The following is a 24,319-nucleotide window of genomic DNA, read 5'->3' as shown; positions in this document are numbered from 1 at the left end:
TCTGCGTCGTAGGGAAGGTAAAGCAAGATGGTACAGGTGAGAGCACACCAGCCGATCAACACTGACGGCAGTATCAATCTCGAGGCTTGGCTCGATCATGCGGTCAGTGTCGACATGGCACTGGATCGCGAAGCCTTGAAAGAAGCCTGCGAGTTCGCTCGCGAGGCCGAACAGCAGTCCAACGCCGCGAAGAATCTGTGGGCCGAGGGCAGCGGCAGTTTCAGTACCGGTCTTGAGATCGCCGAGATCCTCGCCGACCTCAAGCTCGATCAGGACTCACTGGTCGCTGCGGTGTTGTACCGTGGCGTCCGCGAAGGCCAGATCGAGCTCGCGGCGGTCAGTCAGCGTTTCGGCCCGGTGGTGGCCAAGCTGATCGACGGCGTGCAGCGCATGGCGGCGATCAGTGCCAGTCTCAGCCCGCGTCAGTCGATGGTGATGGGGACGCAGGGCCAGGTGGAAAACCTGCGCAAGATGCTGGTGGCGATGGTCGATGACGTACGCGTCGCACTGATCAAGCTTGCCGAGCGCACCTGTGCGATCCGCGCGGTGAAAACCGCCGACGACGAGAAGCGCAACCGCGTCGCCCGGGAAGTCTTCGACATCTATGCGCCGCTCGCGCACCGCCTCGGCATCGGTCATATCAAGTGGGAACTGGAGGATTTGTCCTTCCGTTACCTGGAACCGGATCAATACAAACAGATCGCCAAACTGCTCCACGAGCGGCGGCTGGACCGTGAGCGATTCATCAGCGACGTGATGACCCAGCTCAAGGACGAATTGCAGGCCACCGGCGTCGACGCCGACATCAGCGGCCGGGCCAAACACATCTATTCGATCTGGCGCAAAATGCAGCGCAAGGGTCTGGAATTCAGTCAGATCTACGACGTGCGCGCCGTGCGCGTGCTGGTGCCGGAAATGCGCGATTGCTACACCGCGCTCGGCATCGTCCACACCCTGTGGCGGCACATTCCGAAAGAATTCGACGACTACATTGCCAACCCGAAAGAGAACGGCTACCGCTCGCTGCACACCGCCGTGATCGGTCCGGAGGGCAAGGTGCTGGAGGTGCAGATCCGCACCCACGCCATGCACGAGGAAGCCGAGCTCGGCGTGTGCGCGCACTGGCGCTACAAGGGCACCGACGTCAAGTCCGGCTCCAACCACTACGAAGAGAAAATCTCCTGGCTGCGGCAGGTGCTCGAGTGGCACGAAGAGCTGGGCGATATCGGCGGCCTGGCCGAACAGCTGCGGGTCGATATCGAACCGGACCGGGTCTACATCTTCACCCCCGACGGCCACGCCATCGACTTGCCCAAAGGCGCAACGCCGCTGGACTTCGCCTACCGCGTGCACACCGAAATCGGTCACAACTGCCGTGGCGCGAAGATCAACGGCCGGATCGTGCCGCTCAACTACAGCCTGCAGACGGGTGAACAGGTCGAGATCATCACCAGCAAGCACGGTACGCCGAGCCGCGACTGGCTGAACCCGAACCTGGGTTATGTCACGACGTCGCGGGCGCGGGCGAAGATCGTTCACTGGTTCAAGCTGCAGGCCCGTGACCAGAACGTGGCGGCCGGTAAAACCCTGATCGAACGCGAACTCAATCGCCTCGGTCTGCCGGCGGTGGATTTCGAAAAGCTGGCCGATAAGGCCAACATGAAAACCGCCGAAGACATGTTCGCCGCCCTCGGTGCCGGCGATTTGCGTCTGGCGCAACTGGTCAACCTGGCGCAGCAACTGGTCGAACCGGAACGCGGCAACGAACAGCTGGAGTTGATCCCGCGCAAGGCCACCGGCTACAAGCCGGGCAAGCGCGGCGATATCCAGATCCAGGGCGTCGGCAACCTGATGACGCAGATGGCTGGCTGCTGCCAGCCGCTGCCGGGCGACGCGATTGTCGGTTACATCACCCAGGGCCGCGGCGTGAGCATCCACCGTCAGGACTGCGCCTCGGTGCTGCAACTGGCCGGGCGCGAGCCGGAGCGGATCATCCAGGTCAGCTGGGGCCCGGTGCCGGTGCTCACCTATCCGGTGGACATCGTCATCCGCGCCTACGACCGTTCCGGTCTGCTGCGCGACGTCTCGCAGGTGCTGCTCAACGAGCGCATCAACGTGCTGGCGGTCAACACCCGCTCGAACAAAGAGGACAACACCGCGCTGATGTCCCTGACCATCGAGATCCCGGGACTGGATGCGCTGGGGCGCTTGCTGGGGCGGATTTCGCAGTTGCCGAACATCATCGAGACGCGGCGTAACCGTACCCCATAACGCGGTCCCCTGTAGGAGCTGCCGCAGGCTGCGATCTTTTGACTTTAGTTTTTAAGATCAAAAGATCGCAGCCTGCGGCAGCTCCTACACGGTTGAGTGAGATTTTGTATGTACAGCCTTGAAGACCTGCTCCACCTGATGAACCGCCTGCGCGACCCGCAGTACGGTTGCCCGTGGGACATCAAGCAAACTTACGCGACCATCGTCCCGCACACCCTCGAAGAAGCCTACGAAGTGGCCGATGCCATCGAGCGCGGCGACTTCGATCACTTGCAGGGCGAGTTGGGCGATCTGTTGTTTCAGGTCGTCTATTACAGTCAACTGGCCCGGGAAGAAGGGCGCTTCGAATTTGCCGGGGTGATCGACAGCATCACCCGCAAGCTGATCCGCCGCCATCCGCACGTATTCCCTACCGGTGATCTGTATGCGCCGCTGGATGTGCCGCGCCTGAATGAAGAACAGGTCAAGCAGCGCTGGGAGGAGATCAAGGCCGAGGAACGCGCCGAGAAATCCGCCGCGCCGCAGCAACTGTCACTGCTCGATGATGTGCCTGCCGCGTTGCCGGCGCTGTCGCGTTCGGCCAAGTTGCAGAAGCGCGCAGCGCAGGTCGGTTTCGACTGGCCGGATGCGCTGCCGGTGCTGGACAAGGTGCGTGAAGAGCTCGATGAAGTGCTCGAAGCCATGTCCGAAAACGATCCGCAAGCGGTGGCCGACGAGATCGGCGATCTGCTGTTTTCCGTGGTCAACCTGGCCCGGCACCTGAAGGTCGATCCGGAAACCACGCTACGGGGCGCCAACGCCAAGTTCGAAAGACGTTTCCGATTTATCGAACAGGCATTGCGCGACACCCGTCGTCCCATGGAAGATTGCACCCTCGAAGAGTTGGACGCCCTGTGGGGTGAAGCCAAACGCCAGGAAAAGAATGTGCCCAGCTGCGGCTGAGCCGTTGCCCAAGTGAGTAAGCATTAATGAGCCTTTCCCTTCGCGACCAGTTGCTCAAAGCAGGCCTGGTCAACCAAAAGCAGGCCAAGCAGGTCAGCAAAGACAAGCAGAAGCAACAGCGTCTGGCCCACAAGGGGCAGGCCGAGCTGGATGATTCGCAGCAGCGCGCCGCCCAGGAAGCCATGGCCGAGAAGGTCAAGCGCGACCAGGAGCTGAACCGTCAGCAGCAAGAGAAAGCCGAGGCCAAGGCCCGTGCCGCGCAGGTCAAGCAGTTGATCGAAGTCTCGCGTCTGCCGAAGCTGACCACCGAGGACTACTACAACTTCGTCGACGACAAGAAGGTCAAGCGCATCTCGGTCAACACGCTGATGCGCAACAAGCTCAGCAGCGGCTCGCTGGCCATCGTGCACCATGCCGGCGGCTACGAAGTGATCCCCCGTGAAGCGGCCCTGAAGATCCAGGAGCGCGACCCACAGCGTATCGTCCAGCTCAACGTGCAGACCGAAGAGGTCAATGCCGAGGACGATCCGTATGCGGCCTATCAGATCCCTGACGACCTGATGTGGTAAATCGATAAAGCGGTAACAACGACAAACTGTGGCGAGGGAGCAAGCTCCCTCGCCACATATGAATGTTCGCGTGCTGGTGATCAGGCGGATTTCAGATCCCGCTGTCGCTCTTGCAGCTCCAGTTCGGCCTTGTAGTTGTGGGCGTCGATCTCGTTGTGGAACATGCCGACCAGCAAGTCTTGTTGATGCACATCCCAGATCCGTACACCGGCGGCTACGCCTTCATGGGACATGTGTGAATCGTCGCGTTCAGTTACTTTTACAGTCATCTGCTAGCTCCAAATCTCAAGTTATCTGCAGCAAGGCGTGTGCAGGACTCTTTTATATGATTTGTTAGCTTGCTAAGTAAACGGATTATTTGTGCAAGGTGTTGTTGCGTATTTTGCAACAGTGCTGCAGCCCGCTAAATCCGCGACATTCGGTCGCAGGGGGCAAAGTTTCATGACAGAAGTTTCATTTTCGAACGCCTCGGATATCCTGTGTAGGAGCTGCCGAAGGCTGCGATCTTTTGACCCTGTTGTTCAAGATCAAGGTCAAAAGATCGCAGCCTTCGGCAGCTCCTACAGGGATTTGTGCTTTCTGCAGGCCAAAAAAAACGCCCCGAACCAGTCGGGGCGTTTTCATGTGCGGCTCAAGCGGGGAGAATTACTTGCCTTCCCAGCGCTTCAGTACCAGCGTGGCGTTGGTGCCGCCGAAGCCGAAGCTGTTGCTCATCACGGTGTTGATGGTGGCGTTCTCGCGGGTCTTGGTCAGCACCGGCAGATCGGCCACTTCAGGGTCCAGCTCGTCGATGTTGGCGGAACCGGCAATGAAGTTGCCTTCCATCATCAGCATGCAGTAGATCGCTTCGTGAACGCCGGCGGCGCCCAGGGAGTGACCGGACAGGCTCTTGGTCGAGCTGATCGCTGGCGCCTTGTCACCGAACACTTCACGCACACCTTTCATTTCCGCGACGTCGCCGACCGGAGTCGAGGTGCCGTGGGTGTTCAGGTAGTCGATCGGGGTGTCGACGGTGGACATTGCCATCTGCATGCAGCGGATCGCGCCTTCGCCACTCGGGGCAACCATGTCGTAGCCGTCGGACGTTGCGCCGTAGCCAACGATTTCGGCGTAGATCTTGGCGCCACGGGCCAGAGCGTGTTCCAGCTCTTCAACCACGACCATGCCGCCACCGCCAGCGATGACGAAACCGTCACGGTCGGCGTCGTAGGCGCGGGAGGCTTGTTCCGGGGTGTCGTTGCGCTTGCTGGACAGGGCGCCCATGGCGTCGAACAGGAACGACTGGCTCCAGTGCTCTTCTTCACCGCCACCGGCGAAGACGATGTCCTGCTTGCCCATCTGGATCTGTTCCATGGCGGTACCGATGCAGTGAGCACTGGTGGCGCAGGCAGAAGCGATGGAGTAGTTCAGGCCCTTGATCTTGAACGGAGTGGCCAGGCACGCGGAAACGGTGCTGCTCATGGTCCGCGTGACGCGGTATGGGCCAACGCGCTTCACGCCTTTCTCGCGCAGGATGTCCAGCGCTTCCATCTGATTCAGGGTCGACGCGCCGCCCGAGCCGGCGATCAGGCCGGTACGCGGGTTGGACACTTGCTCTTCGGTCAGGCCGGAGTCAGCGATGGCGTCTTTCATGGCCAGGTAGGCGTAAGCCGCTGCGTGGCCGACGAAACGATAGATCTTGCGATCGATCAGTTCTTCAAGGTTGAGGTCGATGGAGCCGGAAACCTGGCTACGCAGACCCATTTCAGCATATTCCGGGTTGAACCGGATGCCAGGGCGGCTTGCACGCAGGTTAGCGGAGACGGTCTCTTTGTCATTGCCCAGGCACGAAACAATGCCCAGACCAGTGATAACGACGCGGCGCATGCGAATAACCCTTAGAAGTTGTCAGTGGAGGTGAACACGCCGACGCGAAGGCCTTCGGCGGTGTAGATTTCGCGACCGTCGACAGTCACCGAACCATCGGCAATGGCCAGGTTCAGCTTGCCCTTGAGGACGCGTTTGATATGAATGTTGTAGGTGACTTTCTTGGCGGTCGGCAGGACCTGGCCGAAGAATTTCACTTCGCCCGAACCCAGCGCACGGCCGCGGCCCGGCAAGCCTTGCCAGCCCAGGAAGAAGCCGACCAGTTGCCACATGGCGTCCAGACCCAGGCAGCCCGGCATCACCGGATCGCCTTCGAAGTGGCACGCGAAGAACCACAGGTCAGGGTTGATATCCAGCTCGGCGACCAATTCACCTTTGCCGTACTTGCCGCCTTCTTCGCTGATCAGGGTGATGCGATCCACCATCAGCATGTTCGGGGCGGGCAGTTGCGCGTTACCTGGGCCGAACAGCTCACCGCGACTGCAGCGCAGCAGGTCTTCCCGAGTAAAGGCGTTTTGTTTGGTCATGCGAGCTCCTCAATAATCCCATGCGGCAGGTGGGGCAAATCTTCCCGGCCGATCGACGCGTTCATGCCTCGTACCGGCAGCCTACTCATAGACTATTGCGTTGTGGTGAAAGTCACAGCACCAAGGACATGAATGTACACTTGTGCACTGAAATTTTTATTCAAGCCTCTTTTGAGGCTTGTTCGGGTGCCTAAGACTGCCGCACTTTCGCTTTTCACGCCAGTCGCAGATGGTCGAAAAACCGTCACTACTGCACCCAGCGCTGCAGAATCTGTTGTAGGTCATTGCGTTTGAACGGCTTCGCCAGATAATCGTTCATGCCTGCCGACAGGCAAGTTTCGCGGTCGCCCTGTAGCGCGTTGGCGGTCAGCGCGATGATCGGCACATCAGCGCGTCCGGGCAGCAGCCGGATCTGCCGGGTCGCCTCGTAACCGTCAATGATCGGCAGACGGCAGTCCATCAGAATCACTTCGAAATCATTGCCTTCGGCGCTGCGTATGGCCTGCGCGCCATCGGTGGCGACGCTGACCGTAAAGCCCAGGCTGCGCAACATCGCTTCGATGACGGTCTGGTTGACCGGGTTGTCCTCCACCAGCAGCACCTTGCGCCCCTCGCCATGCCCGTTGCCGCTGGCTGCGCGCGGTGCTGCCAGTTGCGGCAACGTCTGCTTATATAAAGCCAGCGGGATTTCCAGGGTGAACACCGATCCCAGACCTTCTTCACTTTGCGCACGCAACGTCCCGCCCATGCGTTCGGCCAGGGTGCGGGCGATCGGCAAGCCGAGGCCGGTGCCGCCATAGCGCCGGGAAATCGAACTGTCAGCTTGCTGGAAAGCGTTGAACATCAACTCCAGACTTTCCGACGAAATCCCGATGCCGCTGTCGCGCACCGAACAGGTGAACCACAGCAGTTCGTGATCCAGCGACTGCCATTGCGCCTCGATGCTGACCCGGCCGCGCTCGGTGAACTTCAAGGCGTTGCCCACCAGGTTGACCAGAATCTGCCGGATCCGCGTCGGGTCGCCTTGCACCTGCAAGCCGCGCATGTCCTCGGGAATCCGCAGGTTCAGGGCCAGTCCACGCTGCACCGCACTGTGCTGGAACGACTGGGCGCAAGCGCCGATCAGGTCGGCGAGGTTGAACGGGATGTGCTCCAGTTCCAGCTCCGAGCGCTCGATCCGCGAGAAGTCGAGAATATCGTTGATGACTTTCAGCAGATGCTCGGTGGACTCCGAGGCGAGCGCTGCGTACTCGATCTGCTCCTCGGTCATGTCCGTGGTTTCCAGCAACTGCAACATGCCCAGCACGCCGTTCATGGGCGTGCGCAGTTCGTGGCTCATCATCGCGAGGAAATCGGATTTGGCGTTGTTGGCCTTCTCTGCTTCCTCGCGGGTCTGGATCAGTTGCGCCATCGCCTGATGCTGTTCGCGGCTGGCTTGCTCCAGGGCCTGGGCGAGGTTGTTGATGTGTTGCGACAGAGCGCCCAATTCCGTGTCATCGACGATCGGCAGCGGAGTCTTGTAGTCGCCTTGCTGAATCGCTTTGACCGCGTTGCCGATATCGCGGATCGGCGCCGACAGACTGCCGGCCAGGCGCCGCGCCAGAACAAAAGTGAAGAGCAGGGCGAACAACGCCAGAATCCCGGCCTTGAACAGAATTTCCTGCTGGCGCTGACTGAAGGCATCGTTGGACAGACCGACGATCACCCGGCCCAGATAATCCTCGCTGGTCACGTTGTTGCTGGCTTTGGCGTCGTGGAAAAAATCGCTGTTGAGGGCGATCCGCTGCAGGCGCACCGGGGCCTGGAACACCTCGACCTGATGCGGTCGGTTGTGCGCGTCGGCAGCCTGTTCAACGTAGGCCAGGATCCGGTTGGCGCTGTCCTGTACCTCGATAAAGCGCACGTTCGGTGTAGCCAGGGTGGCTTTGAGCAGGCTTTCCAGCACGTCGTTGTTGCCGGAAATCACCCCGTACTCGGTGGCCGGGGCCAGTTGATTGGCGATCAGTTGCCCGGTGTGATTGAGCTCCTGGCGCAAATCCTGGATCCGCACGAAGGTAAAGAAACTGATCAGCAACAGCGTGAGCAGCAGTGCAGGGCCCAGGCTGATCAATTGCGTGCGGGTATTGATGTCCCAGCGACGACGCAGATTCATGGATGGCTTTCTCCTTCAGCCAACTGGCGGGCAACAGACGTTTCATCGATTGGCTCGATACCCAGGGAACGAGCGACCTGCGCATTACTTGAAACTTTAAAACGTTCGGGATAGAGCGTTCGCGGCCAAGTGGCTGGCTGGCGGTCGAGCAATTCGTCGAGGATGGCCAGCCAATCGGGCTGATCGCTGTACGTGCTGGCCAGGCTACCGGCACGGACAAACGCCGCGTTCGGCCCGACCAGTGCGATCTGCCGGGAGTAGCTGCTGAGCAGCAGGTTCTTCGCGGTTTTCGGGTTGTACAGGTCGGGGTCGTCGAGGCCCAGCAGCACGTCACTGTTTTTCAGCACTGCCTGCAACGGGCGGCTGTCCTGGGTGTTGTCCCAGCGCTGGCTGACGATTTGCAGGTGCAACGGCGCGGCGGCCAGTTGCAGCTCCTTGAGCAGGAACTCGCTGTGTTGATCGAACAGCACGCCGACTCGCCGCGCCTGCGGCAGAATCCGCTGAATCAATTTCAGCTGCCGCCCCAGCGGTGGATCGCTCCACAGCAGACTCAGGTGCGCCGGTTGCGCGGCGCCCAAGCGCTGCCGGGCTTGCAGGCGGCTGATGCGCAGCACCAGCGTTGCCGGCCCCTGAGGTTCCTTAAGACGCCAGTCGAGACTGGGCAGGTCGAGCAGAATCATCCGCAGATTGCTCGGTAACTTGCCCGGTGCCGGCAGGCTGGCCAGAGGCTGGAAGCGCACATTGTCGGTGGGGCGCAGTTCGCTCAGGGCCTGGACGAATGCCTGCACCCCGGGACTTTCTTCGGCGCCGGTCAACAGAATATCGGCGGCCTGCACCGCCACGCCGTGCAGCCACGCGGTCAAAAACAGACAGGCACCGGCCAGCCAGTGGCCAAGGGTTGGCGTCTTGTTTGTCGTGCCGTAGCGCACCTTAGAACTCCAGCTCGGCGCTGAAGTACATCACCCGGCGTTCGTCGTAATTGTTGTCGGCGAAGGTGGTCGGCTCGTTGTCGAGCCGCTGTTGCAGCACGCCGGCCAATTGCAGTTGGGCCTTGCCCAGAACGATGCGTTTGGCGATGCGCGTGTCGACCCGTTCGAAACGGTAACCGTTGAGGGCGTTGTCGCCGTAATAGAAGAGGGCGTTGTTCCAGCCGTGACCCCAATCGCGCAGCCAACCGGCGGAGCCGCTGTTGCGCGAGGTGAATTGCTGGTCCAGCGGATTGCTCGCCTCGGCGTCGACGAAGGCGTAGGTGAAGCGCAGGCGATCACGCATGCTCACGCGCCAGTCGAGCTGGGTTTCGGTGCCGCGAAAGCGCGAGCTGTTGGCGTTGCTGGCGATGTATTGGTTGTTGCGCAGCGGCTCGCTGATCATCCCGGTGATTTCGTCGTAGAACAGTTTTACATCGACCGCCAGGCCCAGCTCGGCGAAATAGCCGTTGTAGCCCAGCTCGCGTGAGCGCATGTGCTCCTGATCGAGATCGCCCGGGCCACGGGTCTTGACGAAGTAGCGGGCCGAGGACTGACCGTAGGCCGAGGGCCGCAGGTTGCTCACCTGATAGCTCCAGTTGACGTTGTTCTCGAACATGTCCGGCGAGCGGATCGCCTCCGAGTACACCGCGCGCAGGCCGTGGCGCGGGTTGATCAGGTAGTTGACCGCGAAGCGCGGCGTCAGCGAACTGCCGATCAATTGGGTGTTTTCGAACATTGCGCCGCCCTGCAGCAGCCAGTGTTCACTGGCGCGCCACTCCAGTTGGCCGAACGCACGCCAGGTGGTGTCGTCCAGCGTGCCGTTGAAGTAGGTCTCGGAATCGGCCCGGTCGTAACGATAGTTCATGCCGCTGACCAGCCGCAGACTGTCGGACAGGCTGAGAGTGTCCTGCAGTTCGAGGTCGTAGCGCGACTCCCGGGCGCTCTGGTCGATGTCGCCGCACAGGGTCTGGCTGGCACCGTTGCGCCACTGATCCAGCACCTGATTGGCCAAGGCCATTTCCTGTGGCGTGCCATCCTCCGGGCCGGGGCCGGTGAAGCGGGTGATGTTGCGCGCCAGGCGTTCGGTGTAGTTCGGGTTGAGCTGCCACAGCTGCGTCAGCTGTGGGCTGAACGACACTTCGGCATCGCAGGCGCGCCACACCTGCTGGCGATCCCAGTGCTGGGCCGAGCCTTGTACATAAAGGCTGTGTTGCGGATTGATGTCGAGGTTCCAGCGCACCGAGCCGGCGTAATCCTTGGCGACCACGTCGGAATTGTTCCCGGCAGCGGTAATCCCCGAGAACACCGGGTGGTAGGTGTAGGGCCGCTGATTGGTGCCGTCCTTCGCGTTGACCTGCCAGTCGAGGCTCTGGTTGTCGCTCAGGGTCTGGCTGACGGCGAGGCTGAAGCGGTTCAAGCGGCGGCTGTCGCGATAATCGGCGCCGGTGCGGTCGCTGTCGAAGCCATCATCTTCCTGGCCGGACAGCGACAGGCGCAGATCGCCGCCATTCCAGCCGGTGCCCTGGCTGGCATAGAAGTCGTTGATGCCGCGCTGGCCACGGGTGTACTTCAGCCGCGTGCCGTGGCTGTCTGCCGGGTTGCGGGTGATGATGTTGACCACTGCCATCAGCGCGTTGGCGCCATAGCTGACAGTGTTCGGCCCACGGAAAACCTCGATCCGCTCGATGTCTTCCATGGCCACCGGAATGTCGCTCCAGTCCACCGTGGCGAGACCCGCGCGGTACACCGAACGGCCATCGATCAGCACCTGCATGCGCCGCGCCTGGCTGGCATTGGTCCCGTGATAATTGACCGCCGCCTGATTGCCGTTGATGTTGCCGACCATCATCCCCGGCACCAGGCGCAGCAGTTCGCTGATATCCCGGGCGCCGCTGGCGTTGATCAGTTCACTGTCGAGTACGGTCATGCTCCCCGGCACTTCCGCCGGTGTCTGTTTCAGGCGCGTGGCCGTCAGCACCTGCGGCAGCGTTTCGCTGTCGACAAACAGGTCGTCCGCCTGCAACACCGGGCTGAACAGCAGCGCCAGCAACAGGGACGAACGCAAGGGGGGAGAAGCAAAAGACACGACACAGCCTTGATCACAAAGATTTGGCGCGCATGTTAACCGAGGACAGCGACTTTTCCAGTCACGATGCGGGCATTTTCCTCGGTTTTATCGGTCTTCTTCCTACAAGTGCCGGTAATTGACGCAGGGGCTGGCCGCGACCCGGTCGCCCCGTATAATGCCGGCATCGCCACTGGTATGGATTAACGGATTGCATATGACTGAACAGCGCCCGATTGCGGTCCTGGGAGGCGGAAGTTTTGGTACCGCCGTGGCCAATCTATTGGCCGAGAACGGCCATCAAGTCCGGCAGTGGATGCGTGACCCCGAGCAGGCCGAGGCTATCCGGGTCAATCGCGAGAACCCGCGTTACCTCAAAGGCATCAAGATTCTGCCGGGGGTGACCGCCGTCACTGACCTGCAAGCGACCCTCGACGCTTGCGAGCTGTGCTTCGTCGCGCTGCCATCGAGCGCCCTGCGCGCGGTGCTGGCCGCCCACGCCGAGCGTCTGAGCGGCAAGATGCTGGTCAGCCTGACCAAGGGCATCGAAGCCCACACGTTCAAACTGATGAGCCAGATCCTCGAAGAAATCGCCCCGCAGGCGCGCATCGGCGTGCTGTCCGGGCCGAACCTGGCGCGGGAGATCGCCGAGCACGCGCTGACCGCCACCGTGGTCGCCAGCGAGGACGAAGACCTCTGTAAACAGGTGCAGGCTGCGCTGCATGGTCGCACCTTCCGCGTTTATGCCAGCGCCGATCGTTTCGGTGTCGAACTGGGCGGCGCACTGAAAAACGTCTACGCGATCATCGCCGGCATGGCGGTGGCGCTGAACATGGGCGAAAACACCAAGAGCATGCTGATCACTCGCGCCTTGGCCGAGATGACCCGCTTTGCGGTGAATCAGGGCGCCAATCCCATGACCTTCCTCGGTCTGGCCGGGGTCGGTGATTTGATCGTCACCTGCTCGTCACCGAAGAGCCGCAACTATCAGGTCGGGTTTGCCCTCGGTCAGGGCTTGAGCCTTGATGAGGCGGTGTCGCGTCTGGGCGAAGTCGCCGAAGGGGTGAACACCCTGAAAGTGCTCAAGGCCAAGTCCCAGGAGGCCGGCGTGTACATGCCGCTGGTCGCCGGGCTGCACGCGATTCTGTTCGAAGGACGCACGCTGGAGCAGGTGATCGGTCTACTGATGCGTGCCGAGCCGAAAACCGACGTCGACTTTATTTCCACCAGCGGTTTCAACTGATTCAACAGGAAGCGAGCCATGAACGATCCGAAAACCGAAGCCAAGTACGAATCCATTCTCCTGCGGGTGCTGTGGATGATCGTCTACGTGCTGGTCTGGCAAGTGGCGCAGTTCATCCTTGGCGCGGTGGTGCTGGTGCAACTGATCTATCGTTTGATTTATGGCGCCCCGAGCGCCAGCCTGATGAATTTCGGCGACAGCCTGAGCCAGTTCCTGGCGCAGATCGGCCGTTTCGGCAGTTTTCACAGCGACCAGAAACCGTGGCCGTTCGCCGACTGGCCAACCCCGCGTGCCCCGGAAGGGGAAGCGCCGCACGCCGTGCCCCCGGCACCGCATCCGGCCCGAGATGAGGAACCCAAGCTATGAAACTCTGGGTATTGCGTCACGGTGAGGCCGAGCCCTATGGCTCGCGCCCCGACTCCGAGCGGGAGCTGACCGAACACGGCCGCAAGGAAGCCTTGAGCAGCGCCGCCCGGTTGATGGGCAAACCGTTGACGGCGATCTACGCCAGCCCTTATCTGCGTGCGCAACAGACCGCGCAGATTGTCCGCGAGGCATTGGGGTTCGAGCCGGAGATTCGCACCGTCGAATGGCTGACCCCGGAGACCGATCCGGACAAGGTCACCGATCAACTGGTGTCGGTGAGCAATGTGTTGCTGGTCAGCCACAACCCGCTGGTGGGCAATCTGCTGAGCTATCTGCAACATGGCGCCGGGTATCCGCCGGAGAAGGTCAGCACGGCGGGCCTGGCCGAGCTGGAAAGCCCTGAGCTGCTGATCGGCTCTATGAAACTCAACAGCCTCAAGCACCCTTAAAAACAAAAGATCGCAGCCTTCGGCAGCTCCTACATGGGAATGCGTTCCCCCTGTAGGAGCTGCCGAAGACTGCGATCTTTTGATCTTGTTTCTTTTGGTAAAAAATCCAACCAAGCACTTGCTTGGTTGACTACGCTTGCTCCAGACCCAAAAAACAGGAGCGAGTCGCATGTCTGCCGCCTTCCGTTTACCGCTGGACGTGTTTTACGAACGTGAGGCCCGGCACCCGCGCCAGCGTTTTCTCGTGCAGCCCATCGGCGACGGGCAGGTCGAGACCCTGACCTGGGCCGATGTCGGCCACCAGGCCCGTTGCGCCGCGCACTGGCTGCGCGCCCGGGAATTGCCGCAAGGCAGCCACATCGCGCTGATCTCGAAAAACTGCGCGCACTGGATCATCGCCGATCTGGCGATCTGGATGGCCGGGCACGTGTCGGTGCCGCTGTATCCCAACCTCACGGCAGACTCCGTTAATCAGGTCCTCACGCATTCGGATAGCGTGCTGGCGTTCATCGGCAAGCTCGATGACTGGCCCGGGATGTCGGCCGGTGTGCCGACGGACTTGCCAACCATCAGCTTGCCGTTGCATCCGCCCGGCACGTTCGATTTCAGTTGGGACGACCTGCAGAAGCGCTCGCCGATCCAGGACGACCCGCGCCCGGCGGGCGAGCAATTGGCAACCATCATCTACACCTCCGGCACCACCGGGTTGCCCAAGGGCGTGATGCACAGCTTTGCCAATCTGGGGTTTGCCACGACGCATGGCACGCAGTTGTTCGGCCTCAACGAGAACGACCGGCTGCTGTCGTACCTGCCGCTGTGCCATGTCGCCGAACGAATGTTCGTTGAACTGGCCTCAATCTATACCGGGCAAACCGTGTTCTTTGCCGAAAGCCTCGACACCTTCATCACCGATCTGCAACGGGCGCGGCCCACCGCGATGTTCGGCGTGCCGCGAATCTGGACCAAATTCCAGATGGGCGTGTACAGCAAGATCCCGGCCAAACGCCTGGATTTCCTGTTGGGCCTGCCGTGGATTGGCAAGCGGGTCGGGCACAAGGTGTTGGCCGGGTTGGGGCTCGATGCGCTGCGCGTCGCCCTGTCTGGTGCCGCGCCAGTGCCACAGACCTTGCTCAGCTGGTATCAGAAGCTCGGCCTCGATGTGCTGGAAGTCTATGGCATGACCGAGAGTTGTGGCTATTCGCACATCTGCCTGCCGGGCCAATACAAACAGGGCTGGATCGGCAAGCCGTGCCCGGAGGTCGAGGTGCGTATCGACGAGTCCGGCGAGGTGCAGGTGCGCAGTCAGGCGAACATGCTCGGCTATTTCAAGGAACCGCAGAAAACCGCCGAAACCCTGACCGAAGATGGCTTCCTGCGTACCGGCGACAAGGGCGAACAGGACGCGGAGGGGCGCTTGCGCCTGACCGGGCGGCTCAAGGAAATCTTCAAGACCAGTAAAGGCAAATACGTGGCCCCGGCGCCGATTGAAAACCGCCTGGCGGTGCATTCGCGGATCGAGCAGGTCTGTGTGGTGGGCGATGGTCTGAGTGCGCCGCTGGGCTTGTGTGTGCTCTCGAACGTCAATCAGGAGGAGGCGCGGGCGAGTCTGCATTCGAGCCTGGAGAAGCTGCTGGAAGAGGTCAACGCCGTGCTCGACAAGCATGAACGCCTGCGACGGCTGGTGGTGGTCAAGGACAGTTGGGCGGTGGAAAACGGCTTTCTCACGCCGACATTGAAGATCAAGCGCAACGTCATCGAAGACACCTACGGCGCGCGCTTTGAAGAATGGAGCGCGCGCAGCGAGGCGGTGCTGTGGCAGGATTGAGTGACGATCAAAACAACAAAGGAAGCCTGCGATGACCTTGTGGCGCACCACTCCGAACATCGAGCAGTTGAACGCAATCCAGAAAAACACCATCGGTGAAGTGCTGGATATCCGCTTTGAAGCCTTCGACGAAGAGTCGCTGATGGCGAGCATGGTCATCGACCACCGCACCCACCAGCCTTACGGCCTGCTGCATGGCGGCGCCTCGGTGGTGCTGGCGGAAACTGTCGGCTCGATGGCCAGTTACCTGTGCATCGATGCCAGCAAATTCTATTGCGTGGGACTGGAGATCAACGCCAACCACTTGCGCGGCTTGCGCAGCGGACGGGTGACGGCGGTGGCCAAACCGATTCATATCGGCCGCACCACGCATGTCTGGGATATCCGCCTGACCAGCGATGAAGGCAAGGCCAGCTGCGTCTCGCGCCTGACCATGGCGGTGGTGCCACTGGGCGAGCAGCCGCCGGCACGTTGAGGATCCATAAGATCATAAGATCGCAGCCTGCGGCAGACGCCTACAGGGTACACATCCCAATGCAGGAGCTGCCACAGGCTGCGATCTTTTGCTTTTCGCGACATCTCCACCACCCTTTCTGGCAGTTATGGTCATTGCTGAGACCGCCGCTCTTGCGGACAATCAGCGGCATGTTTTCCGCTCATGGATTTACCGGCATGTCGCAACCGATCTTTTTCACCCACGCCAACGGGTTTCCCTCGGGCACCTATGGCAAGTTGTTCGCGGCGCTGGCGCCCGAGTACCGGGTCGCGCATCTGGAAGTGCATGCCCATGACCCGCGTTTCCCGGCGGACGACAACTGGTACAACCTCGTCGACGAACTGATCCACCATTTGCAGCAACAGGATCAACCGGTGTGGGGCGTCGGCCACTCTTTTGGCGGCGTATTGCACCTGCACGCAGCACTGCGTTGCCCTGAGCTGTATCGCGGTGTGGTGATGCTCGATTCGCCGGTACTGACCCGTACTGACCGATGGGTGATCCGCGCGGCCAAGCGTTTCGGGTTCATCGACAAGCTGACCCCCGCCGGCCGCACACTCGGCCGCCGCGAAGAGTTTGCCGACCTCGACAGTGCGCGCCGCTACTTTGCCGGCAAGAGCCTGTTTCGCGGTTTCGATCCGGAGTGCTTCGACGCCTACCTGCAGCACGGTTTGCACCAGGTCGGCGACAAGTTGCGACTGCGCTTCGATCCGGCCACCGAAATCAGCATCTATCGCGGCGTGCCGCACACCAGCCCGGGCCGCACCCGCCAACTGAAAGTGCCGCTGGCGGTGGTGCGCGGGCACAAGAGCCGCGTGGTGATGCGTCATCACGGCAGTTTCGTTTCGCGCTTGCCGCAGGGTGAATTGCTGAGCATGCCGGGCGGGCACATGTTTCCCCTGGAGCGTCCGCAGGACACCGCGCGCCTGTTGAAGAATCTGTTCATCCGCTGGGAAGGTCGTCAGGACAAGGACTGCGCATGAACCCGACCTTCGAAGAAGTGCGTCTGAGCCTGCCGCATATCGAACTGGCGGCGCATTTGTTCGGTCCCGAGGACGGTCTGCCGGTGATTGCCCTGCATGGCTGGCTCGACAACGCCAACAGCTTTGCGCGGCTGGCGCCCAAGCTCAAAGGCTTGCGCATCATTGCCCTGGACATGGCCGGGCACGGTCACTCCGGGCATCGCCCGAATGGTGCCGGCTATGCGTTGTGGGACTACGCCCACGACGTGTTGCAGGTCGCCGAACAACTGGGCTGGAAGCGCTTCGGCCTGCTTGGGCATTCGATGGGCGCCATCGTTTCGCTGGTGCTGGCCGGTTCGTTGCCGGAGCGCATCAGCCATCTGGCGTTGATCGACGGGGTGATTCCGCCTACGGACAAAGGCGAAAACGCCGCCGAGCGCATGGGCATGGCCCTGCAGGCGCAACTGGACCTGCGCGAGAAGCGCAAACCGGTCTACAACACCCTCGACCGCGCCATCGAAGCGCGGATGAAAGGCCTGGTGGCGGTCAGTCGCGAAGCCGCCGAACTGTTGGCGCAACGCGGGCTGATGCCGGTGCCCGGCGGTTATACCTGGCGCACCGACAATCGCCTGACCCTGCCATCGCCGCTGCGCCTGACGCAGGAACAGGCCATGGCCTTCGTCCAGCGCATCACCTGCCCGGCGCAACTGGTGGTCGCTGCCGACGGCATGCTGGCCAAGCATCCGGAGTTGCTGGAGCGTCTACCCTTTAGCCAGGAACAGCTGGCGGGCGGGCACCATTTGCACCTGAACGATGAGTCCGGTGCCGACCTTGTCGCAGACTGTTTCAATCGCTTCTTCGCCATTCCTTGACTTGCACCGGGCAACTGTCGAGGCTGGGCGGGTTGAAATGGGAGACAAACACGATGGATTTCTATACCGCTGCGACCCCGACCCGCCAAGCCATGCCGATCCGATGAGCCTGACTATGCGGTCACTCAGTCTGTTGGCGCTGTGCTGTTTCAGTCCCGTTCTATTCGCTGCCGATGTGCCGGGCAGCCAGGATCTGCAGATCGTGCCGCGTCTGGCCGATGCGCAGATCGTCGACTATCGGCCTCCCGTCGAGCTTGAACGAATCTACCCGCTGGGTTCGATCCGCAAGATCAGCGGCCAGTTACGCTTCGACGGCCAGGTCACCGCGCGCGGCCAGACCACCTCGGTAACTTACGAGTTGCCACCGGAGCACGCCGCCACCGAAGCCTTCACGGCTGCCCGTGAAGCCCTGCAAAAACAGGGCGCCGAGTTACTGTTCTGGTGTCAGGCCCGCGACTGCGGCGAAAGCAGCCTGTGGGCCAACGAGGTGTTCGGCAATTCCAAGCTGTACGGTGCCGACGAGCAACAGGCCTATCTGCTGTTGCGCCTGGCCGCCCCCAAGGACAACACCCTGGTGGCGCTCTACAGCATCACCCGAGGCAATCGCAAAGCCTATCTGCATGTCGAGCAATTCGAGGCGACCGCGCCACTGGGTGAGCTGCTGCCGACCTCGGCCACACTGTTGCGTCAGCTCAAGAGCACTGGCGAGCTGAACCTGCCGAAACTGAATGGCGACCCGGATGACACCTGGCTGCGGTTGATTTCCCGCGGCTTGAACCTCGATACCACCTTGCGGGTGACGATTTCCGGGCCGAAGGCTGAGGCCTGGCGCCAGGCACTGATCGGGCAAGGCGTGCGTGCGGCGCGGATGGAGGCGGGGAGTGCCGACAGCGCGGGCCTGCGCATCGATCTGTTGCGATAAGCTGTATCGGGCGAGCACGCGTGGCGCGTTCGCCTACTCTTTGACGGACTGACTTTTTCGAGACCTTACATGCTCAATAACGATCGGCTGTTGGTGCAAATCCTCCTGCTGGTGCTGTTTGGTGCCAGCCTGTGGGTGATGGCGCCGTTCTGGTCGGCGCTGTTCTGGGGCGCGGTGCTGGCGTTTGCCAGCTGGCCGCTGATGCGTCTGCTGACCCGTTGGCTCAATGGGCGCGAATCACTGGCCGCAGGCATTTTGACCTTGGGCTGGATGTTGCTGGTGGCGGCGCCGCTGGTGTGGCTGGGGTTCAATCTGGCCGATCATGTGCGCGATGCCACGGCGTTCATCAAGGATGTGCAGGTCGACGGTCTGCCGGAAGCGCCGGTCTGGCTCGGCAGCTTGCCGTTGGTGGGTGAGCGGCTGGTCGGCATCTGGAACAGCATCGATCAGCAGGGCGCGGCGCTGATGGTGTCGATCAAGCCGTATCTGGGACAGGTCGGGAACTGGTTGCTGGCGCGCAGTGCGCAGATCGGCGGCGGCATTCTCGAGCTGACCCTGAGCATTGTCTTCGTGTTCTTTTTCTATCGCGACGGGCCGCGCCTGGCGGCGTTCGTGCACGGTCTGCTGCAGCGGCTGATCGGCGAGCGTGCCGGGTATTACATCGAGCTGGTGGCCGGCACCGTGCAGCGGGTGGTCAACGGGGTGATCGGGACCGCAGCGGCGCAGGCGATTCTGGCATTGATCGGGTTTTTGATTGCCGGGGTGCCGGGGGCTTTGGTGCTGGGGATCGTGACCTTCCTGTTGAGCCTGATTCCGATGGGGCCACCGTTGGTGTGGATTCCGGCCACGGCCTGGCTGGCGTGGAAGGGTGAGTATGGGATGGCGGTGTTTCTCGGGATCTGGGGGACGTTCATCATCAGTGGCGTGGATAACGTGTTGAAGCCTTATCTGATCAGTCGGGGCGGGAATCTGCCGTTGGTGATTGTGTTGCTTGGGGTGTTTGGCGGGTTGATTGCGTTTGGGTTTATCGGGTTGTTTATTGGGCCTACGCTGTTGGCGGTGGCTTATAGTTTGTTGACGGATTGGAGCAAGAGTCAGGCTCGGGTTTAGGTTGGGCGGGGATGCTTTGACTTGGCGGCCTTTGGGCCGACCATGTTCTTGGGTTTGGGGTGAATATCCGTTGTTTCGGGTGTTGCGGCTGGCGGTTTCGCCCTTACGGCGAGTCACTTTTTCCAGACGCCGGAATGCCGGCCCAGCGAAAAAATAACCCAAAAGGCTTGCCCCAACGTTCGGCCCTCGCCGTGGCTCGGGTCCCTTCGCTCCGGGATCCATCCGGGGGCATCGCCTACGGTTTGCTTCGCTGCACCTCCTCTCGATGTGTTCGACTTCGTCGAACGGTCGCGGCGCTCCCACCCCCGGATGAATCCCTCCACTCAGCCTGCCGACGGGGCCTGCAGATCAAAAGCGAGGCGAGCTGACACTCGGCCTATTTGGGGGTACGCGGTCACTGTAGGAGCGAGCCTGCTCGCGATGGCGGCCTGACAGCCGACCAATCTCTAACCGGTTACACACAAATCAAACTGTAGGAGCGAGCCTGCTCGCGAAGGCGGCCTGACAGCCGACCAATCTCCAGCTGAAAATACCCAATCCAACTGTGGGAGCAAGCCCGCTCCCAAAGGGAGTTGTGTGTTCTCAGGTGCGCGGCAGGCGAATAATTGCGGTCAGGCCGCCGCCGGGTGTTTCGTCCAGGTTCAATTGGCCGCCCAGTCGCTGAGCGGCTTCGCGGGCAATGGTCATGCCCAGGCCGACGCCGCCGGAGTTGCGGTTGCGTGAGCCTTCCAGGCGATAGAACGGTTCGAACACCGCCTCGCGTTTGTCTTCGGCAATGCCGGGGCCGTGGTCGATCACGCGGATCAGCAGTTGCTCGCGTTGATCCTGCAGTTCGATGCGCGCCTGCCCGGCATAGCGCAGGGCGTTGTCCATGAGGTTGTTGATGCAGGAACGCAGCGCCATCGGTTGCACCTGCAGCGGTGCACAATGGCCGCTGACCTGCACGTCTGCGCCTTGGTCCTGGGCGTTTTCGCACAGCGATTCGACCAGCGCCTGCACGTCCATCAACTGCAGGGCTTCGCTGGTGCGCTGTTCGTGCAGGTAGGTGAGGGTGGCGTCGAGCATGCTGATCATGTCGTTCAGGTCTTGGCGCATCTGGCCTTGCAGTTTGTCGTCGTCGATCTTTTCCAGCCGCAGTTTCAGCCGCGACAGCGGGGTGCGCAGGTCGTGGGAGACGGCGCCGAGCATGCGTGCCCGTTGCTGCACCTGTTCGCGAATGCGTTGTTGCATCAGGTTGAAGGTGTATGCCGCTTGCCGCGCCTCACGCGGGCCGGATTCGTCCAGCGGTGGGCTGTCGAGGTTTTCGCTCAGGCGTTCGGCGGCGTCGCTCAGGCGCTGGATCGGCCGACTGAGCAGTTTGGCGCCGTACCAAGCGGCGATCATCAGCGAGATGAACTGGAAGGTCAGCGGCACCAGCGGCCCGCCGAACCACGGGCGTGGCGGGCGGTGGGCGAAACGTGGGTCCGGCGGTGGCCGTTGGCCGTCGACGCCCTCGGCAAATTCTGGCGGGGGTGGCGGCGGAGGCGGGCCGTAATGGTGGAACCAGGCAAAGGCCAGCAAGTGCGCCAGGACGATCGCCACGAACAGCATGCCAAACAGGCGGCCGAACAGCGTGTCGAAGCGCACTCGCATCAGCCGATGTCTCGCGCGTCGAACAGGTAACCTTCGCCGCGCACGGTTTTGATCAACTGCGGGGCTTTCGGGTCGTCGCCGAGTTTTTGCCGCAGACGCGACACCAGCAGGTCGATGCTGCGGTCGAAGGCTTCGATCGAACGGCCGCGGGCGGCGTCCAGCAGTTGTTCGCGGCTGAGTACCCGGCGCGGGCGTTCGATGAAGACCCAGAGCAGGCGGAATTCGGCATTGGACAACGGCACCACGAGGCCATCGTCGGCGATCAGTTGGCGTAGAACGCTGTTCAGGCGCCAGTTGTCGAAGCGAATGTTGGCGCGCTGCTCGGTACGATCATCGCGCACCCGGCGCAGAATGGTCTGGATCCGCGCCACCAGTTCTCGCGGCTCGAACGGTTTGGCCATGTAGTCGTCGGCGCCCAGTTCCAGGCCGATGATGCGGTCGGTGGGTTCACAGCGGGCGGTGAGCATGAGGATCGGGATGTCCGATTCGGCGCGCAGCCAGCGGCACAGCGACAGGCCGTCTTCGCCGGGCAGCATCAGGTCGAGGACCACCACGTCGAAATGCTCGGCCTGCATCGCCTGACGCATGGCCGCCCCGTCGGTGACGCCGCTGGCGTGGATGTTGAAGCGGGCCAGGTAGTCGATCATCAGCTCGCGGATCGGCACGTCATCGTCGACGATCAGCGCGCGGATGCTCCAGCGCTTGTCGTCTTTATGCTCATCAGTCACGGTCGTTTGGGTGTTGTGCATGGGGCTGTTCATCTGCCAGTAGGCCGCCAACCACAAAGATGGGCTGCGAGGTGGTGGTTTCAGCATAGGCGTCTCGCCGTGAGGCGGGAAGTGCTGATGTAAGGACGTGTTGCGGCTGGCGAGGCTAGCGTGGGCGCTTGTTGGCGGCGTGTCGGTTGTGTATCGGGTTCGACACAATAGCAGCGAGCGCTATGCTGATCACGGTTGCGGCGACGATTTTACCGATCATCGGGTGCCGCGCCGCCGCCGCTTCCGCTACAATGCGCGCCGATTTCGACTTGCCTGAGAGCCTATCCATGTCCGCCTGCCAGACTCCTATCATCGTCGCCCTGGATTTCCCCACCCGTGACGCCGCACTGAAGCTGGCCGACCAGTTGGACCCGAAACTGTGCCGGGTCAAAGTGGGCAAGGAACTGTTCACCAGTTGCGCCTCGGAAATCGTCGGCACCCTGCGTGACAAAGGCTTCGAGGTGTTCCTCGACCTGAAATTCCATGACATTCCCAACACCACCGCGATGGCCGTGAAAGCCGCTGCCGAGATGGGTGTGTGGATGGTCAACGTGCATTGCTCCGGTGGCCTGCGCATGATGGCGGCCTGCCGTGAAGAGCTTTCCAAGCGCAGCGGTCCGCAGCCGTTGCTGATCGGTGTGACCGTGCTGACCAGCATGGAGCGCGAGGATCTGGCGGGTATCGGTCTGGACATCGAGCCGCAGGAACAGGTGCTGCGTCTGGCCGCGCTGGCCGAGAAGGCCGGGATGGACGGTCTGGTGTGCTCGGCACTGGAAGCCACCGCACTGAAGTCGGCGCATCCGTCGCTGCAACTGGTGACCCCGGGGATTCGTCCGGCGGGCAGTGCGCAGGACGATCAGCGTCGTATCCTGACCCCGCGTCAGGCGCTGGATGCCGGTTCCGATTACCTGGTGATCGGCCGTCCGATCAGCCAGGCGGCGGATCCGGCCAAGGCGCTCGCGTCGGTCGTGGCCGAAATCGCCTAAGTAACCCCTGTAGGAGTGAGCCTGCTCGCGATAGCGGTGTATCAGTGACATTTACTGTGACTGATACACCGCTATCGCGAGCAGGCTCACTCCTACAATTGGTTTGTGGTGAAACTAAACTTTCAGCACCAACTTGCCGAAGTTCTCCCCGCTGAACAATTTCATCAGCGTCTCCGGAAAGGTCTGCAGACCTTCGACGATGTCTTCCTTGCTCTTGAGCTGCCCCTTGGCCATCCAGCCTGCCATTTCCTGAGCGGCACTGGCGTACTGGGCGGCGTAGTCCATCACTACAAAACCTTCCATGCGCGCACGGTTGACCAGCAGTGACAGGTAGTTGGCCGGGCCTTTGACTGCTTCCTTGTTGTTGTACTGGCTGATGGCGCCGCAGATCACCACCCGGGCTTTCGGCGCCAGGCGGCTGAGCACCGCGTCGAGGATCTCGCCGCCCACGTTATCGAAGTACACGTCGACCCCTTTCGGGCATTCGCGCTTGAGCCCGGCCAGCACGTCTTCGTGCTTGTAGTCGATGGCGCCGTCGAAGCCCAGTTCATCGATCAGGTATTTGCATTTGTCGGCACCGCCGGCGATGCCGACGACCCGGCACCCTTTGATTTTCGCGATCTGCCCGGCAATGCTGCCCACCGCACCGGCAGCACCTGAAAGAACCACGGTATCGCCGGCCTTTGGTGCGCCCACATCGAGCAGCGCAAAGTAGGCGGTCATGCCGGTCATGCCCAGCGCGGACAGATACACCGGCAGTGGTGCCAGTTTCGGATCGACCTTGTAGAAACCTCTGGGCTCACCGAGGAAATAATCCTGCACACCCAGCGCACCGTTGACGTAGTCGCCGACAGCAAAGCCCGGATTGTTTGAGGCGATGACTTTGCCGACGCCCAAGGCTCGCATGACTTCACCGATTTCGACCGGCGGGATGTAGGACTTGCCCTCGTTCATCCAGCCGCGCATGGCCGGGTCGAGGGACAGGTATTCGTTCTTGACCAGGATCTGCCCTGTCGCAGGTTCGCCGACCGGTACTTCCTGGTAAGTGAAGGTCTCACGGGTGGCGGCGCCAACCGGGCGTTTGGCGAGCAGGAACTGGCGATTGGTCTGGGAGGTCATGGCAGGCACTCGAACTGAATGAAGCCTTGTTGATAGACCCTCCAGGCCAATGCTGCAAGGTTGGCTGATGCGGCGAATGCGCAATGATCCAGTGCAGTGATAGTCCCCCGCCGGGTTTTATCACTGCCACGGATGAAGCCATAAACAGCCTTCTGATAGTGCTGACGCGGCGCGGGCGCCGGTGGCTATGCTGCGAATCTGCAAAACCCTCCTGCATCT

22 protein-coding genes are annotated in these 24,319 nt (G+C 61.7%); 13 read left to right on the top strand and 9 right to left on the bottom strand.

Annotated elements, in window-relative coordinates:
• Positions 1-27 precede the first annotated feature (27 nt).
• From relA to KKQ10_RS20110, 3 genes are all read left to right on the top strand, one after another.
• Positions 28-2,271 (top strand): GTP diphosphokinase, encoded by a 2,244-nt coding sequence (relA, locus tag KKQ10_RS20120; protein ID WP_127652303.1) that lies wholly within the window; start codon positions 28-30, stop codon positions 2,269-2,271.
• Between the two features lie 108 nt (positions 2,272-2,379).
• Entirely contained in the window at positions 2,380-3,213 is an 834-nt protein-coding gene (gene mazG, locus KKQ10_RS20115) for a nucleoside triphosphate pyrophosphohydrolase (protein WP_127652302.1), read from the top strand.
• Between the two features lie 26 nt (positions 3,214-3,239).
• The gene (locus tag KKQ10_RS20110; RefSeq protein ID WP_007968960.1) at positions 3,240-3,782 is read left to right on the top strand and encodes a DUF2058 domain-containing protein; all 543 of its coding nucleotides are present in this window, start codon (positions 3,240-3,242) and stop codon (positions 3,780-3,782) included.
• Between the two features lie 80 nt (positions 3,783-3,862).
• Here KKQ10_RS20110 and KKQ10_RS20105 read toward each other — a convergent pair whose 3' ends face one another.
• From KKQ10_RS20105 to KKQ10_RS20080, 6 genes are all read right to left on the bottom strand, one after another.
• Positions 3,863-4,051: a hypothetical protein gene (locus KKQ10_RS20105; protein ID WP_007957795.1), complete on the bottom strand. Its 189-nt coding sequence runs from the start codon at positions 4,049-4,051 to the stop codon at positions 3,863-3,865.
• A gap of 376 nt (positions 4,052-4,427) precedes the next feature.
• Positions 4,428-5,648 carry a beta-ketoacyl-ACP synthase I gene (fabB, locus tag KKQ10_RS20100; RefSeq protein WP_003227152.1) on the bottom strand — a complete coding sequence of 407 codons (1,221 nt, stop codon included), beginning with the start codon at positions 5,646-5,648 and terminating at the stop codon, positions 4,428-4,430.
• Positions 5,649-5,659: 11 nt separating this feature from the next.
• Positions 5,660-6,175 carry a 3-hydroxyacyl-[acyl-carrier-protein] dehydratase FabA gene (gene fabA, locus KKQ10_RS20095; RefSeq protein ID WP_003227150.1) on the bottom strand — a complete coding sequence of 172 codons (516 nt, stop codon included), beginning with the start codon at positions 6,173-6,175 and terminating at the stop codon, positions 5,660-5,662.
• A 247-nt stretch (positions 6,176-6,422) separates the two neighbouring features.
• Entirely contained in the window at positions 6,423-8,327 is a 1,905-nt protein-coding gene (locus KKQ10_RS20090) for a response regulator (RefSeq protein ID WP_215502090.1), read from the bottom strand.
• Positions 8,324-9,256 (bottom strand): ABC transporter substrate-binding protein, encoded by a 933-nt coding sequence (locus tag KKQ10_RS20085; RefSeq protein WP_127652300.1) that lies wholly within the window; start codon positions 9,254-9,256, stop codon positions 8,324-8,326. The genes KKQ10_RS20090 and KKQ10_RS20085 overlap by 4 nt, the downstream gene beginning before the upstream one ends.
• 1 nt (position 9,257) lies before the next feature.
• On the bottom strand, positions 9,258-11,381 hold the full coding sequence (locus tag KKQ10_RS20080) for a TonB-dependent receptor plug domain-containing protein (protein ID WP_215502089.1): 2,124 nt from the start codon (positions 11,379-11,381) through the stop codon (positions 9,258-9,260).
• Positions 11,382-11,577: 196 nt separating this feature from the next.
• Between KKQ10_RS20080 and KKQ10_RS20075 the strand changes: the two genes are divergently transcribed.
• The 9 genes from KKQ10_RS20075 to KKQ10_RS20035 all read left to right on the top strand — a co-directional run bounded on the left by KKQ10_RS20075 (position 11,578) and on the right by KKQ10_RS20035 (position 19,605).
• Entirely contained in the window at positions 11,578-12,603 is a 1,026-nt protein-coding gene (locus KKQ10_RS20075) for an NAD(P)H-dependent glycerol-3-phosphate dehydrogenase (RefSeq protein WP_215502088.1), read from the top strand.
• A gap of 18 nt (positions 12,604-12,621) precedes the next feature.
• Entirely contained in the window at positions 12,622-12,969 is a 348-nt protein-coding gene (locus KKQ10_RS20070) for a DUF4389 domain-containing protein (protein WP_007968953.1), read from the top strand.
• A complete protein-coding gene (gene sixA, locus KKQ10_RS20065) occupies positions 12,966-13,418 on the top strand; it encodes a phosphohistidine phosphatase SixA (RefSeq protein ID WP_215502087.1) in 453 nt (150 codons plus the stop codon). The genes KKQ10_RS20070 and sixA overlap by 4 nt, the downstream gene beginning before the upstream one ends.
• A gap of 169 nt (positions 13,419-13,587) precedes the next feature.
• Positions 13,588-15,243, top strand: coding sequence for an AMP-binding protein (locus KKQ10_RS20060; protein WP_215502086.1), 1,656 nt, complete (start codon positions 13,588-13,590; stop codon positions 15,241-15,243).
• Between the two features lie 31 nt (positions 15,244-15,274).
• Complete coding sequence (locus tag KKQ10_RS20055) at positions 15,275-15,718, top strand: hotdog fold thioesterase (protein ID WP_215502085.1); 444 nt, start codon at positions 15,275-15,277, stop codon at positions 15,716-15,718.
• A 197-nt stretch (positions 15,719-15,915) separates the two neighbouring features.
• Positions 15,916-16,722, top strand: a complete 807-nt coding sequence (locus KKQ10_RS20050) for an alpha/beta fold hydrolase (RefSeq protein WP_215502084.1) — start codon at positions 15,916-15,918, stop codon at positions 16,720-16,722.
• Positions 16,719-17,573, top strand: a complete 855-nt coding sequence (locus KKQ10_RS20045) for an alpha/beta hydrolase (RefSeq protein ID WP_215502083.1) — start codon at positions 16,719-16,721, stop codon at positions 17,571-17,573. The genes KKQ10_RS20050 and KKQ10_RS20045 overlap by 4 nt, the downstream gene beginning before the upstream one ends.
• A 115-nt stretch (positions 17,574-17,688) precedes the next feature.
• The gene (locus KKQ10_RS20040; protein WP_127652294.1) at positions 17,689-18,495 is read left to right on the top strand and encodes a DUF4892 domain-containing protein; all 807 of its coding nucleotides are present in this window, start codon (positions 17,689-17,691) and stop codon (positions 18,493-18,495) included.
• Between the two features lie 69 nt (positions 18,496-18,564).
• Positions 18,565-19,605: an AI-2E family transporter gene (locus KKQ10_RS20035; protein ID WP_215502082.1), complete on the top strand. Its 1,041-nt coding sequence runs from the start codon at positions 18,565-18,567 to the stop codon at positions 19,603-19,605.
• A gap of 582 nt (positions 19,606-20,187) precedes the next feature.
• Here KKQ10_RS20035 and KKQ10_RS20030 read toward each other — a convergent pair.
• Together KKQ10_RS20030 and KKQ10_RS20025 are read right to left on the bottom strand one after the other, a co-directional pair.
• Positions 20,188-21,237: a sensor histidine kinase gene (locus KKQ10_RS20030; protein WP_215502081.1), complete on the bottom strand. Its 1,050-nt coding sequence runs from the start codon at positions 21,235-21,237 to the stop codon at positions 20,188-20,190.
• Entirely contained in the window at positions 21,237-21,986 is a 750-nt protein-coding gene (locus tag KKQ10_RS20025) for a response regulator (protein WP_047600365.1), read from the bottom strand. The genes KKQ10_RS20030 and KKQ10_RS20025 overlap by 1 nt, the downstream gene beginning before the upstream one ends.
• Before the next feature lie 296 nt (positions 21,987-22,282).
• On the opposite strand from KKQ10_RS20025, the gene pyrF reads away from it, so the two are divergent.
• On the top strand, positions 22,283-22,981 hold the full coding sequence (gene pyrF, locus KKQ10_RS20020) for an orotidine-5'-phosphate decarboxylase (RefSeq protein WP_164747918.1): 699 nt from the start codon (positions 22,283-22,285) through the stop codon (positions 22,979-22,981).
• A gap of 114 nt (positions 22,982-23,095) precedes the next feature.
• Here the strand turns inward: pyrF and KKQ10_RS20015 are convergent, their stop codons facing one another.
• Positions 23,096-24,100, bottom strand: coding sequence for an NADP-dependent oxidoreductase (locus KKQ10_RS20015; protein WP_127652291.1), 1,005 nt, complete (start codon positions 24,098-24,100; stop codon positions 23,096-23,098).
• Positions 24,101-24,319: the final 219 nt, after the last annotated feature.

This window comes from Pseudomonas sp. MG-9 (assembly GCF_018729515.1).
GTDB lineage: Bacteria > Pseudomonadota > Gammaproteobacteria > Pseudomonadales > Pseudomonadaceae > Aquipseudomonas > Aquipseudomonas serboccidentalis.
The sequence above is the reverse complement of the archived record's forward strand: the minus strand, read 5'-3'. Positions and strand labels throughout refer to the sequence as shown.